The 14,474-nt window shown below is 63.4% G+C and carries 9 protein-coding genes and 1 pseudogene; 6 read left to right on the top strand and 4 right to left on the bottom strand.

The features are described from left to right. Positions 1 to 11 precede the first annotated feature (11 nt). The 6 genes and pseudogenes from T31B1_RS17940 to mobH all read left to right on the top strand — a co-directional run bounded on the left by T31B1_RS17940 (position 12) and on the right by mobH (position 8,841). Positions 12 to 719 carry a DUF4396 domain-containing protein gene (locus T31B1_RS17940; RefSeq protein ID WP_353250912.1) on the top strand — a complete coding sequence of 236 codons (708 nt, stop codon included), beginning with the start codon at positions 12 to 14 and terminating at the stop codon, positions 717 to 719. Between the two features lie 125 nt (positions 720 to 844). Beyond that, positions 845 to 1,249, top strand: coding sequence for a MerR family transcriptional regulator (locus T31B1_RS17935; protein ID WP_353250911.1), 405 nt, complete (start codon positions 845 to 847; stop codon positions 1,247 to 1,249). Further along, positions 1,246 to 3,660 (top strand): heavy metal translocating P-type ATPase, encoded by a 2,415-nt coding sequence (locus T31B1_RS17930; protein WP_353250910.1) that lies wholly within the window; start codon positions 1,246 to 1,248, stop codon positions 3,658 to 3,660. The genes T31B1_RS17935 and T31B1_RS17930 overlap by 4 nt, the downstream gene beginning before the upstream one ends. Positions 3,661 to 4,566: 906 nt before the next feature. Continuing rightward, positions 4,567 to 5,067, top strand: a pseudogene (locus tag T31B1_RS17925) (STY4534 family ICE replication protein); the annotation flags it as partial. Positions 5,068 to 5,327: 260 nt separating this feature from the next. Beyond that, positions 5,328 to 6,212 carry an ArdC family protein gene (locus T31B1_RS17920; RefSeq protein WP_353250908.1) on the top strand — a complete coding sequence of 295 codons (885 nt, stop codon included), beginning with the start codon at positions 5,328 to 5,330 and terminating at the stop codon, positions 6,210 to 6,212. A gap of 802 nt (positions 6,213 to 7,014) precedes the next feature. Next, the gene (gene mobH / locus T31B1_RS17915) at positions 7,015 to 8,841 is read left to right on the top strand and encodes a MobH family relaxase (protein ID WP_353250907.1); all 1,827 of its coding nucleotides are present in this window, start codon (positions 7,015 to 7,017) and stop codon (positions 8,839 to 8,841) included. A 575-nt stretch (positions 8,842 to 9,416) separates the two neighbouring features. Here the strand turns inward: mobH and T31B1_RS17910 are convergent. From T31B1_RS17910 to T31B1_RS17895, 4 genes are read right to left on the bottom strand one after another with little or no spacing between them, the layout of a single operon-like run. Further along, entirely contained in the window at positions 9,417 to 11,558 is a 2,142-nt protein-coding gene (locus T31B1_RS17910) for an HlyD family efflux transporter periplasmic adaptor subunit (protein WP_353250906.1), read from the bottom strand. 4 nt (positions 11,559 to 11,562) lie between these two features. Then, positions 11,563 to 12,903 carry an efflux RND transporter periplasmic adaptor subunit gene (locus T31B1_RS17905; RefSeq protein WP_353250905.1) on the bottom strand — a complete coding sequence of 447 codons (1,341 nt, stop codon included), beginning with the start codon at positions 12,901 to 12,903 and terminating at the stop codon, positions 11,563 to 11,565. A gap of 18 nt (positions 12,904 to 12,921) precedes the next feature. Further along, positions 12,922 to 13,725 carry an efflux RND transporter periplasmic adaptor subunit gene (locus T31B1_RS17900; protein ID WP_353250904.1) on the bottom strand — a complete coding sequence of 268 codons (804 nt, stop codon included), beginning with the start codon at positions 13,723 to 13,725 and terminating at the stop codon, positions 12,922 to 12,924. Continuing rightward, positions 13,709 to 14,455: a SapC family protein gene (locus T31B1_RS17895; RefSeq protein WP_353250903.1), complete on the bottom strand. Its 747-nt coding sequence runs from the start codon at positions 14,453 to 14,455 to the stop codon at positions 13,709 to 13,711. Before T31B1_RS17895 ends, T31B1_RS17900 begins: the two co-directional genes overlap by 17 nt. Positions 14,456 to 14,474 lie beyond the last annotated feature (19 nt).

Raw genomic sequence — 14,474 nt, 5'->3', positions numbered from 1 at the left:
TAAGGTACTCCATGATTCCAAACTGGCTTCACTGGCTGTCCATCGCGTCGCTACTCGTGGCATTCGCCTGCGCCTCCATCATCGCAGCGGACGAGCGAACGCATCCACAGAAGATGTGGATCATGAACGTGGTCTGGCCGGTCACCGCGCTTTTCGGGTCGGTCTTCGCGGTATGGGGCTACTATCGCTACGGGCGCCTCGCCGCACAGGACGGCGTCGAGGACCACACGGCCGCGACGCCCTACCCAGCCATGGTAGGCAAAGGCTCGAGTCACTGTGGAAGTGGCTGCACCTTGGGCGACATTTGTGCGGAGTGGCTGGCGTTCTCCCTTCCAGTCATTGCGACCTGGTTCGGTTGGCACACGCTGTTCGAAACCAAGATGTTCGCAGTATGGGTTCTTGATTACCTCTTCGCTTTTGGCTTCGGGATTGCCTTTCAGTATTTCACCATCAAACCCATGCGTGACGTTACCGCTTGGCAGGGTCTGATTGCCGCCGTTAAAGCCGACACGCTATCACTCACCGCATGGCAAATCGGTATGTACGGCTTCATGGCCGTGGCGCATTTCTGGATCTTCGCGGCCCTTCTGGGTACTGAACTGAAGACAAATACAGTCGAGTTCTGGTTCATGATGCAGATCGCGATGCTGTTCGGCTTTGCCACCAGTTACCCGGTCAACTGGTGGCTGATTCGTATTGGCGTCAAGGAGAAAATGTAGACCCCGGCGGCGGCAGTGAGCCACCCGAACTGACAACGGCCCCGTATCGAGAAATTGAATAGCTATTGACTCCGTACTCCACTACGGACTTAGTATCACGCTCGTTGAGCAACATGGAAGCTGTCATGTCTTACTCCATCGGCCAACTCGCGAAAACCGCGGACACCGGCGTTGAAACCATTCGCTTCTATGAGCGGCGTGGTCTCATGCCGGAGCCTCCGCGGGCCGCCAGCGGTTACCGTCGGTACCCACCGGGCGCCGCGGACCGGCTGCGTTTCATCCGACGCGCGAAGCAACTCGGCTTCACCCTCGACGAGATCACGACGCTGCTGGGCCTGCAGGCCGGCGGCGAGCGCGCCGAGGTCAAGGGTATCGCCCTGGCTAAACTTTCGGAAATCGAGGCGCGTCTGGCCGATCTCGAACGCATGCGCGCCGCGTTGCAGGACATGACTCGACGTTGCTCCGGCGAAGGCCCGGTGGCCGGGTGCCCCATCATTGAAACGCTGACCGACAAGGAACAGCACTCATGAGCGAACAGAACGCGACCGCGACCGTAAAGGACCCCGTCTGCGGCATGACCGTCGACCCCGACCATGCACCCGCGCACGAGCACGACGGCAACCGCTATCATTTCTGCAGCGAGCGCTGCCTTGATCGCTTCGTGGCCGATCCGGAAACATTCCTGAACCCGGCCAGGCAAGCGCGGAAACCAGTCCCCGCAGGCGCTACTTATACCTGCCCCATGCACCCGGAAATCGAGCAGGATCATCCGGGAGATTGCCCGAAATGCGGCATGGCGCTGGAGGCATCCGGCCCGCCGAAGCGCCAGACCCAATACACCTGCCCCATGCACCCGGAGATCGTCCAGGACGAACCGGGCGACTGCCCCAAGTGCGGCATGGCACTGGAGCCGACGCGCGTATCCGCCGCCGACGACGAGAACGGCGAACTCACGGTCATGCGTCGGCGCTTCTGGGTGAGCGTGCCGCTGTCGGCGGCCGTGCTGCTGCTGGCCATGGGCGAAATGGTGCCGGGGCTGGGTATTCGCGGCTTGTTCGGCAATGCCTTCGGCTGGATCCAGTTCGCACTGGCCACGCCGGTGGTGTTCTGGTGCGGCGGCTTTGCCTTCAAGCGCGGCTGGAAATCGATACGCAATACCAGCCCCAATATGTGGACGCTGATCATGCTGGGCGTCGGCGCGGCCTACGGCTTCTCGATATTCGCGCTGCTGCTGCCTGGCCTGTTGCCCGCCGCCTTCCTGAGCGACGCCGGCCACGCGCCGATCTATTTCGAGGCGGCGGCGGTCATCATCACCCTGATCCTGCTGGGACAGGTCATGGAGGCCCGCGCCCGCGGCCAGACCTCGCAGGCATTGAAGTCGCTGCTTGACCTGGCGCCGCCCAGCGCCCATCGCATCAACACGGACGGCGACGAAGAAGAAGTCTCGCTGGACGCCCTCGCCGCCGGCGACAGGCTGCGCGTACGCCCCGGCGAGAAAGTGCCGGTAGACGGCGAGATCGTCGAGGGTCGCTCGACCCTGGACGAATCCATGATCTCCGGCGAGCCCATTCCACAGGAAAAAGACGTCGGCGACAGCGTCACCGGCGGCACCGTCAACCAGACGGGCGGTTTCGTGATGGCCGCCGGCCAGGTCGGCGACGATACGGTGCTGGCCCGGATCGTCGGCATGGTGGCCCAGGCCCAGCGCTCGCGCGCGCCCATCCAGGGCCTGGCCGACAAGGTGGCCGGGATCTTCGTGCCGGCGGTCGTGGGCACCGCGATCGTGGCGTTCATCGTCTGGGCCCTGGTCGGCCCGGCGCCGGCGCTGGCCTATGCGCTGGTCGCCGCGATTTCGGTGTTGATCATCGCCTGCCCCTGTGCGCTGGGCCTGGCCACGCCCATGTCGGTGATGGTAGGCGTGGGCCGCGGCGCGCGCGAGGGCGTGCTCATCCGTGACGCCGAAGCGCTGGAACTCATGGAACAGGTGGATGTGTTGCTGGTGGACAAGACCGGGACGCTCACCGAAGGCAAACCCAAACTGGTAGCGGTGGAAACCGCCGACGGCGTCGACGAAAACGACCTGCTCAAGCTGGTGGCCTCCCTGGAACACGCCAGCGAGCATCCGCTGGCCCGCTCGATCGTCGACGGTGCCGCCGAACGCGGTATTACGCCGGTCGATGCGAGCGATTTCGACTCGATCACCGGCAAGGGCGTACGTGGCACCGTGGATGGCCGCTCTGTCCTGATCGGCAATACCCGTCTGATGCAGGACAACGATATCGACCCCGGCGCACTGGCCGATACGGCCGAAGAACGCCGCACCCGGGGCGAAACAGTCATGCTGGCCGCCGTGAACGGCGCCATCGCCGGGCTGGTGGCAGTCGCCGACCCGATCAAGCAATCCACCGATGAGGCCGTGCGTATCCTGCACGAAGCCGGCCTGCGGATCGTCATGCTCACCGGCGACTCGGAGGCGACCGCCCGTGCCGTGGGAGAACAACTCGGCATCGACGAGGTGCATGCCAACGCTCTGCCCGAGGACAAGCACGCGCTGGTGGAGAAGTTCCAGGGCGACGGCTACAAGGTGGCCATGGCCGGCGACGGCGTCAACGACGCACCGGCACTGGCCCTGGCCGATGTCGGCATCGCCATGGGCACGGGCACGGACGTGGCAATGGAGAGCGCGCGTGTCACCCTGGTCAAGGGCGACCTGCGCGGTATCGCCAAGGCCCGACGTCTATCGGAACAGTCGATGCGCAATATCCGCCAGAACCTGTTCTTCGCGTTCATTTACAACGGCGCCGGCGTGCCAGTGGCCGCGGGCGTGTTGTATCCGATTTTCGGCGCAATGCTCTCGCCCATGCTGGCTGCTGCTGCGATGAGTTTTTCTTCGGTATCAGTGATCACCAACGCGCTACGGTTGCGGCGAATCGGCCTTTGACTGTCTTAGCGTGTGCACCCTTTCACCCCGGCGTAAACCGACTCGGGCGCGCCATGGGCCCGGTCGAGTTTTGCGAGCAGAAGACAGCCCCAATGAGATCGAGATTTCGTCATAATCGCCCGTCATACGCCAACCATCGGCGACTCAACACCGTTTGAGAAACTGGGCTACCGCAAGCCAACCGGTCATCCGACACGTCGGCGTTGCATACGTTGCCGAGATTCGGGCCCGCGAGTGTCTCAAGCCTTGTATCGCCGTTTCAGCTTGTGTCGGCGCCGGAATGGCTGCCGTTTCCCGAGTTACAGGCCTCGAAATCTTGAAACGGTGACGACACGGCCGCGACACCCCAATCCGCCCCAATCCGACGGTAAAGAAAGTGTCGTCGCCAATCGTGTCTAAATGGAAATGCTCGATTTGCTGGACGAGGCCGAACCCCTGGAAATAGTTGGCCGGATGGCGAGAGAGCTAGGTTGGGAAGACCCGTAGCATTTCGCAAATCTGAAGCTAGCCGCAGGTTCGCTGACCCGCCAGAATGTATATATACGCTGATCTTCTCATGAACCGGCGACTTCAAAGGCAATCGGGTAGGCCTTCCTTTTTCGGCTAAGATTGGTCGAAGTCCCGGCCTCTGCCCGTGTGCCTATAACCACGTACCGGACAAACTATCCGAGCATTGGCGGTTTATCGAATAAACGGCCCATCACGCACTATTGACACTGCGCATCGAATCTATTTAGCCTTTATCCGAACGCCTACCGCTAGGTTCATAGCGGCCCTTTAAGCCTCGACGGATCGTGTAACGAGGCGGCTTTCGAGTCCGATCCAGTTTCCATTCATCGTTGCATCAGCAGCACCTTCCAACCCACTTTCGGGAACATCATCCCGAAAGGGCGTGGTGTGTCCCGTATCAGGAGAAACACCATGTCTGAATACTTCGACCTTCACACGCAAGGCATCGGCTATCTGAACCGCGTTCGCGAGGTTCGTCCCCAGAACGGCACGCCGTTCTGGGCCTGCGACATCGCAGCACTGCACGGTTCGGCTGACAACGTCAACACCACACGTTTTGATTGCCGCGTCAGCGGTGCCAAAGCGATCGACCTGGTCCAGCAGTATCAGGACGCCGTAAAACAGGACCGCAAGGTCTTGATCGGTTTCCGGCTCGGCGATCTATACGTAGACACGTTCACCTATGCCAAGGGCGAACGTGCCGGCGAGACGGGCGTCAGCCTGAAATCCCGCCTGCTCTACATCGGCTTCATCAAGATCGATGGCGTGACTGTTTACAGCGCCGAGACGGCATCCGACGACGGCGAGGAAACGGAATCGCAGCACAGCGACTCCCGATCCGAGACCGCATCCGAATCGGAAGCGGCCACGCCTGAATCGTCCGAGTCGAGTCCGGACTGCATGCCGACCGAAGTCGCGCTGTCGAAGGACGATCCCGACTTTCAGGAGCGCAAGAAAGCACTCAAGGAAGCGGGCTATCGCTTCGATGGCCAAGACAAGGTCTGGCGTCTGTCCGCTGCAACCGCGGCCGTATAGGCCATAAAACGACATCGGGACGTTCGCGTCCCGATTTTCAACCACTCGTTTTCACTCCCGGCCGGGGAACATCGTTCCCTATCGGGCGCGGTGTTTCTCGCCGAATGATCAGGAGAAACACCATGTCCAAAACCGATATCCGCAAGCAGATTACCGATCAGATCATAGACGCACTGGAACAGGGCACCCTGCCCTGGCGCTGTCCCTGGGACCGCACACACACCCTCAACATCCCGGTCAATTTGAGCACCGGCCATGATTACCACGGCTTCAACGTCGTGTTTCTGTGGTGCTGTCAGTTGCAACAGCGCTATAGCACCGGTCACTGGCTGACGTACCGGCAGGCTCAGGAGCTGGGCGGCCAAGTTCGCAAAAATGAGCACAGCTCACCGGCGATCTTCTACAAGGCGTTCGAGAAAGAAACCGGCGAGGTCGACGACAACGGCGATGCTGTCACTGAGCAGATTCGCGTGCTGCGTCACTTCAAGGTCTTCAACTTGGATCAGATCGACGACCTCAAGGCGCCTGATTCGCGTCCGCGGTTCGGCTTCGAGCCGGTCGAGGCAGCCGAGCGCATCCTGAATGCGTCCGGTATCACGATCCTGCATGGCGGCGCCCGCGCCTGCTATCGACCCAACACGGACATCATCACGATGCCCGACCGGGATCGATTCGGCTCTGCGACCGACTACTACGCCACGGCGTTACACGAACTGGCACATGCGACCCAACATGCGTCACGTTGTGCTCGACCACGATACGAAACCACTGTCCGCGAGGGCGCTTATGCGTTCGAGGAACTGGTCGCCGAGCTCGGCTCGCTCTATTGTATGTCGGCGCTAGGCCTGCACGGCGAAATCGCCGGACATGCCAGCTATATCGACCACTGGCTCAGTATCCTTAAAGAGGATAAGTCCGCCATTTTTCGAGCCGCAGCCTACGCCGAAACAGCCTATCAATGGCTGATCGCTCCGCTTAAAAGCGGATCGGTTGATACCGCCGCCTGATGACGGCCTTCACTCAAGCCCTGCACACCGTGCGGGGCTTTTTTCCGACATCAAAAGGCAGCTGGCACTGATAGCGGCGCTTTATCCGTATCGTGAGTAACCCTTCTGCCACGGTAGCAGCCCTCTTCCGATCGTGGAAAAGGTATGAGCCCTTCGGAGCAGCGATCTTGCGCGCTCGGCCGGGTCGGACGCTCGAACAAATTCATCTCCACTCGAAAACGCGCCACATAGCGCCAGGCGTGTATTGATGCGCTCCTTTCAAGCTGATTCAGGCGTGGTCGCGCCGTGGCCTTCCCAGGGCCGGCTCTCGGAGCCGATCTCGGGAAGGCCACGGCCTTCTTGACCACGCCGGCTGCCCGTCTCCGGAAGTCGACGGTGCCCCTTTGTGCGGTGAGCCGTGCCCAAAGATGAATCAGGTTCCGACGCCCCGATACCGAACCCGCGTGACCGGGCCTTACCGACGACGAGGCCGATGTCATAGCCTTGGGGCAATCCTCCAATCCGGCGATGCACGTTTTCACTATGCTGCGCGTCGCGATCAACACGCTCAATACGGTAGTCACCCGGGCCGCGCCGATGCGCGGCCTTTTACGTTGGGCCAGCGATGACAGCGAAGGGCTGGCGTAAAGGGCCGAATGGAATAGGTTTTTGAATGGTAATGGACTTACCCGTGGAAAGGCTCCGATAGAGCCTGCTCGAAAGGGCGAAAGGGCCGCGCATACGCGCAAGGGCAGAAATTCACTCGGTCGCCGAGTGAATTTGTCGCACCAAAAACCCGCTTTATCCGGCACGCTCGATCACCGTGATCGTTTCGCGTTTCAAGAAATGGCTCCGTTCCAGCGAAGACGCTGGAACAGCCGGCCGTGTCGAGCGTAATCGTTTCAAGGTTCGCTCGGCTTCGGAATTGCTCGCCCCATTTGAAGGCGAGCTCGCGGCCATCCGTGCACGCGCGGGCGTACCGGCCGAACATTGGCGTTCGCTGTACCAAGTGGTCTTCGATAATTATGCGGCGCTGGTACAGCATCTGCCGGCCTCCGAATCCCATCATCACGCCGGCGCCGGTGGGCTGCTACAGCATGGCATCGAAGTCGCGCGCCATACGCTGGATCTGAAACAGGGCATCATCCTGCCGCGCGGCGAAGCACCCGAGGTGCAATCCCGAGTCCAGGATCTGTGGACGTATGCGTGCTTCACCGCCGCCCTGCTCCACGATCTCGGCAAACCCGTAACAGATCAGCACATCACACGCTATGACGGGCCGCATGCCCGTCGCAGCGCCTGGTCGCCCGTGCACGGTCCGATGCCGGTCGGGGCGACCTATGGCATTGAGTTCAATTCCAAGCGTGTCTATCGCCACCACGAGCGGATTCCCCCGTTGTTGGTACACCATCTGCTACCGACCGAGGGGCTGCAGTGGATCGCAAGCGACCAGGACGCGCTGCATGACTGGCTCACGGCAATCCAGGGCGATCCATCGGATGCCGGCGCCATCGGTGAAATCGTGGGCCAGGCGGACGGTCTGTCGGTGGCGCGCAATCTCAGTGGCAGCAAAAACGTGCAGCTACCGACCGCTAAGGCCAAACCGCTTGTCGAGCGCTTGCTCACAGGACTGCGTTATCTGTTGGATAACGGCAACTTGCCGATCAACCGCCGCGGCGCGGCCGCCTATCTTGATGACGATACGCTGTGGCTGGTGTCGAAGACCACGCTCGACAAGCTCCGCACCCACCTGATCGAGGAAGGACAGCCAGGGATCCCGACGCGCAATGACCGGCTCATGGATGAAATGCAACAACATAGTCTGTTGGTTCCCAACGACGACCGCGCGGTTTGGCTCTGCTCGATCACAATCGCGGACTGGCAGCAACAGCTGACGTGTCTGCGCGTGCATGCCAGCCAGATCTGGCCGGATCCAACCCGTCGCCCGACGTCGATGCATGGCCACGTTGAACCGCTGGGATCTGAGACAGCCAAAGGCGCAGCCGACCAAGTCACCAACAGACCAAGTGAATCCGCCCAGTCCGCAGAACCGCGCTCAACCGGGGCTGCAACAGCTCCGGAGGGAAACAATCAACAAACAGCATCATCGATCGACGATCTGACTTTGCCGTTCGACCTACCGGCCGACGCGGCGGGCGAAGATGAGACTGCACCAGTTAACACGCCCCCGGCCAAGGCTCAAGAGAGCACTGCAACAGGCTCCGAATCGACCGTTCAGCGCGAGTTTGCCGCAGCCCATAAAGCGGACGGCCAAGTCGCCGGCATGGAGGCCAGCGAAGACGCTGGCGAGCGTTTCGTGGCCTGGCTCAAACACTCCATAGAAAACCAGACGGTGCCGATCAACACAGCTCAGGCACGAATCCACGTACTGCCCGAGGGCTTGGCCCTGGTGTCACCCCGGATATTTCGGGACTTCGACTCGGCGAACTGGAGCCATGCGCAGAAGCGGTTTCAGAAGCTCAAGCTGCACCGCAAGACACCTCGCGACGAAAACATTTGGACATGTCAGGCGGCAGGCAGCCGAAAACGGTCATTGTTGAAAGTGATTCTGATCCCGGATGCCGCCGCAACGTTGGGCGTAAATCTGCCGATGCCGAACGCGGCGATTACGTTGCTGCAGACGGAATGAATTTCTTTCCTCGGCTAGCCCAGCAAAATACCGTTTACCATCGTGGTATCGATGGTCGACAGCCGCACGCCCTATCAGTTGACAATTCGTTGCGCTCATTTCACTGCCGCGGCAATGGCCGAGTGGGCAAACTAGGCCGTTGGCGTGTCCGAGACTGACGCCGTCTCTGACGAGTTGCCCGCGTTTCGCGCCTTGCGCGCGTTTGAGAATTCGCTGTAATAGGCGCGGCTGTCCTGACAGCTAACACGCTTCAAACTGTGCGGGCCATCATTTACATAGGGTGGTCGAAAATAGCCTTTGGCGGAAGGTAGGCACTTGAGTATCATACTCTCGTAGCATTCCCGGAATATCTAACCACACAACTCTGGGGGTATTTCTGGGGGTACCTTACATTTAGTTCAACTGAAAAAATATTTATAAGCAGTGCCTTAGTGGCTATTTATTGGAGCCGCCCCGGCACCATCGATCCGGTTCTGGCCTCGCGCCGGGGCCAAAGCCCCCACGTCGGGCTCGCCAATCGAGCGCCGCAGCCAACGATCCCGCCAGAGCCGTAATGTCGGTGACGGGTCTCTCGGCTAGAAGCCGCTCTCGCGGATGAATACGCTGGCCGCATGCCGGAACAACCGGCCGGCAATGCTTTCCGGCGGCCCGTCCACCACCGCTGTACCCGCCAGGCGCCATCGCGGCACGTCACCTTCGCCCACGGGCCTGAGCACGACGCGGTAGACACCGTCTTCCAGTCGTAGCGCACGATCGCCCTCTGTGCGCTCGGGCGACACGGCCAGCGGGCCTCCGTAGGTGCTGGCCAGCACCGGGTACGGCAACCGTTCCGTGCCGACATCTTCCACGCGCACGACCTCCAGATCACGGGCGCCGTGATCGCCGTCGTCGGGAATGAAGCGCGCCTTGGCCCCGAGTTCGATCCGGGCCACATCCTGCTCGCCGACATACGCATATACCCGCCCCGCGCCGGGCGCGACCAGATCGGCGAGTTCCTCGCGGGCAGATACGTACTGGCCGGCCCGCAGGTCGGCGCGATCGACCACCCGGGCATCGAACGGGCTTTCCAGCACGAGCGCGCGTTCGCGTGCAGCCAGCCCCGCGAGTTCGGCTCGCAGCTCGGCCAGCTGGGTACGCAGCACGCCTTCGGCGTCGAGGTCGCGCTGCGAGCCGGCCCGACGTGCCAGCCGGGTCTGTATGACATCGATCTTGCGACGGGCCTGCTCCGTGCCCAGTGCCAGTTCCGGCTTGTCGAGCACGAACAGCGTCTGACCCGCGCTCACCTGCGCACCCGACTCCACCGCCACACGTTTGATCCGTGCCGCCTCGGGTGCGTGGATCGCGGCATGCTCGGCGGCTTCGAGCACGGCCGGCAGTCCGAGCGTGCCGCGCCAGGGCACGAACAGCAGCGCCACCAACCCGGCGCCGAACAACAGCGTGCGCAGCAGCGCCCGGTTCCAGCGCAGCCGGCGTTGCGATACCTCGCCGATCTCGTTGAGCACCGGTCGCAGGATGAAGTAGCCGATTTCCACGCAGAACAGAAAGATGCCCAGCGCCTTGAAGGCAAAGTGATAGACCAGCAGCGCGATACCCAGAAACAGAAAGAAGCGATAGATCCAGGTGGCCACCGCATAGGCGATCATCAGGCGGCGCCGGCCGGGCGCGAACGCTTCCGGCGGCGCCTCGCCGAAGCCGAACAGGGCTTCACGCATCCGCCACCGGGTCAGTGCGAAGGCCCGCGGCTGCAGGTTGCGTATGCCCCACACGTCGCTGAGCACGTGATAGCCGTCAAACCGCATGAACGGCGACAGGTTGATCAGCAGCGTGGCGACCCAGCTTGTGGTGGCCAGAAAGAATGCCGCCTGCCGCAGACCACCGTCCGGCAGCACGCCCCAGGCGAACGTGGCCAGTACCGCGATGGCCATCTCGGTCGCCACACCGGCCAGCGATACGCGCAACCGCTCGGCATCGCGGGTCAGCCGCCAGGTATCCGTGGCGTCGGTGTAGAGCATGGGCACGAGCACCAGAAACGCGATACCGATGGTCGGCACTCGACAGCCGTAGTGCTTGGCGACGAACGCATGACCAAGCTCGTGCGCGCTCTTGACCGAAATCAGCGCCACGCCGTACCACGCCAGCCCCTCCCAGCTGAGAAACCGCATGAACGTGCCAGCAAGCTGCTCCCACTGCCGGATCACCAGCGCCAGCGCGATCAGGCCCACCAGCACGAACAGATAGCGCGCCGGACGCGATACCAGCCGCCGCGCCCAGGGCAGCCAGCGCGACAGTGCGGCATCCGGACGCAGCAGCGGAATACGGAAGAACAGATACCGGTGCAGCAGCCATTGATGCCAACGCGTCTGCGAGCGCGCATGCTGTTGCGCCAGACGCTGGGTATCGGCGGCGCCACGCGCGGCGATCAGGTTGTTCGCGGTCATGAATCGGGCCATGCCGACCACTTCCTCCGCGGACACCGCCACACCACGTTCGCGCACAGCGTCGGCCAGCTCGCCGGCGGTGTCGCCGCCGTGCCACTGGCGAATCAGGCGCAATCCCTGCAGGTGCAGATGAAAATACTGGTTGCGCAATGGATCGAACAGCGTCCACATGGGCGTGCCGTCGGTATCCGGCGCGCCTCGGGCCAGGCGCAGATCGCTGCGCAGCCCGGGCAGGACGAAGGCGCGATCGTCGTCGGACGGCTGCAACGGGATCGCCACGGCGTCAGTACCCGATCATCTGCCGCAGCGCTGTCAACGGTCGCCGCAGCAGGTAGTAGGCCAGCGGCACCCGGCCGCCGGATATCTTGGCCGTCCCGCGCAAACCGATCCGGAGATAGTCCCGCTGTTCGGACAAACGGGCCGTGACCCGGTACACCATCTGATCGCGCGCGTTGGCGACCGGCTTGTAGGCCACCCGAGTCACCTCGCCCCGCACCGGCGCCAGCGGATGCGAGTCCAGAAACAGCTTGACCGGGGCGCCGGCGGCCAGTAGCAGGGCATCCTCGACCGGCAGTTCAACGCGTACCTCGCGCGAGTCCGGATCGGCCAGCTGCATGATACGTTCGCCGGTCTGTACCGGACGGCCTGCCCAGTCGCTGGGGTCGTTGAAGATCGCAAGCCCGGCATGGTCGGCCGATAGCACCACGCGATCGAGCTGCTGCTTGGCGTAGGCCTTCTGTACGCGGCGCAGATCGACTTCCGCCGCGCGCTGGGCGAGTTCGGCGCGCGAATCAGCATCGTCGAATGCCTGCTGCTGGGCGGTGTCGTACTGGGCCTGGGCGACCTTGAGCGCCTCGCTGGCCACCGCGTAGCGGTTGCGAGCCTCGATATCCTGCATGCGCACCAGCGCCTGACCGGCCTTGACCCGCGCGTTCGGCTCGACCAGCACGCGCTCCACCACGCCGTCCATCGGCGCCGCAATGATGGCCGGATCGCGTGCCACGATTTCGGCCGGTGCCAGTGCCGACAAATGCACCGGCAGTGCCAGAACCAGCGCCAGCAGCACGAGCAGGCCGATGGCCACACGCCGGCGGCGAAGGCCGGCCAGCCAACCGGCCCGGTCGCGGCGCGGCGCCAGCGCGGCGAAGGCGTGCCCGGCCACTTCGGCGATATGCGCACACATGAAGCGGTCGGTTTCGCTCCAGTCCGGCTCGCGGGCCAGCCAGAGCCAGGCCACCGGTTCGCGGCCCGGACCGGCCAACGGCGCCAGCAGCACCGAACTCGGGCTGACTTCCGACCAGACGCCGCGCTCCCACTCGCCGAGTGCGTCGGCGTCGAGGGCCCGCGGGCCGGCCTCGGCGCGGTCCTGAGCCGCGAAGGCGCGCTCGACGAACTGCGCGAACAGACTGTTGCGATCGACGGCCGGCACATCCGAAAGCGCTGTGATACGCCAGCCCGACACCCCCGGCTCCAGCAGCGCGGCGTGGCCATAATCGACCACGCCGCGCACTTCGTTGGTGACGACAAACCGCAGCGTGATCAGCGATTCGGCACCGCGCAGCCGGTGCTCGATCTCGAACAGCGCCGACAGGCGCTGGCTATCGACATGCTCCTGGTCCGCCACAGGCTCGGTTGCCCGTATTCAGGAGGCGGCCGGCGTATCGCCGGCCGCCTCGTTGCCGTCATCCGTCCTGGGACGTTGCGGAAAACGGGCGCTCGCAGTCATGCCCGGACGCAAAGACTGCGAATCAGCCAGGCGCGCCCACACCGGAATGGTATGGCTGACCGGATCGACGCTCGCGCCGACTCGCTCCACGGTGCCCGCGACGCGCTGTCCGGTTTCAGCCACCTCGAATTCCACGCGCGCGCCCTTGTCCAGCCACGCCAGCCAGGTTGCAGGCACGATCACACGCGCCTCGAGTTGGCTGCCCACGATCTCCAGCAGCTTGTCCTGCGCCTTGACACTCTGACCTTCACGCGCGAACAGGCGCACGACACGACCGGCGAACGGGGCGTCGACGCTGCAACGACTCGCATTGGCCTGGGCGCTCCGCAGTTCGGCCAGCGTCTCCTGCACGTCGAGCTTGGACAGGTCCAGCTCGAGCTTGCCCACCGATTGCAGCCGCGCCAGTTCCTCGTTGCTGTCGCGCTTGCGCCGGGCGGCGGCATACTTGGCCGCGACGCGGTCCTTCTCTGCGTTGTAGAGCGTGCAGTCGATACGGGCCAGACGCGCGCCCTCTTCGAAGGACTGCCCCTCGCGATAGGGCAACGCCTCGATCTGGCCCGAGAGCTGGCTCGACATCACCGTACGCTGAACGGCTTCGATCTGCGCGCGCTGGTCGCGGTCGTTCTGGGCGTGTGCGGCGAACGTCAGCGACAGCCCGACGCCGACACACAGCGCACGCAGTCCACGAATTGCATGCCGGGAGCTAGTGGTGGCTTGCATTGGCGAGTCGCTCGAAGTTGGTCAGGGATTGCCAGTGTGCATGGATCACTTCCATCAGGCCGGAACGTGTCCAGGCAGCCAGCGTAACGTCATCCAGTGCTTTCACACGATCACGATCGACGACACACAGGCCGCCGATGCGTCGGTCGCGCGCCGAGGGCACGCGCACGCGCAGCGCGCGGGCCACGAGTACATCGTGGGCGGCCAGCGGCGCGAAGAAATCCGGCACGGCGTCCGCCGCGCGCTGATAGCGGCTGAGAAAAGCCACCGCTCGCTCGATCACCGCGCTGGGTTTGAGCGCCTGCGACCCGGGCTCGCCTGCCTGGAACAGCGGTTCGCCGTCCGTGGTCGAAAAATGCGGTGCCGCCCGATCGATCATGACGTCGAGCCGGGCGTCGTCTGCCGCCGCGCCGCGGGCGAACGTAAACGGATAACGACGTAACCAGGCCGGCATGTAGTCCGCCTGCCAACCGCCGTCGGCGTCCACGAACGCACATTCACCGAGCCTCACCCCAAGCAGGGCGATCGGCCGCACGGTCTCGCCCTCGGGAAACACCACGGGAAAATGCTTGGCAGACTCGCCGATCTCGTCGACCACCAGCGGCGCCTGGCTGACCGGCCGCGCGAACGCGTAGCCGGGCGGTATCCGCAGGCGCAGGTCCCCGTGTGTACTGCCGGCCAGGCGTTCGAGCTGGCCATACAGCGCGGGCACTGCGGCGCCTGAGTTCATCGGCGGCCTCCTTGCGAAG

Source organism: Salinisphaera sp. T31B1, assembly GCF_040361275.1.
Classification (GTDB): domain Bacteria; phylum Pseudomonadota; class Gammaproteobacteria; order Nevskiales; family Salinisphaeraceae; genus Salinisphaera.
This window is presented reverse-complemented; position numbering and strand designations above follow the sequence as displayed.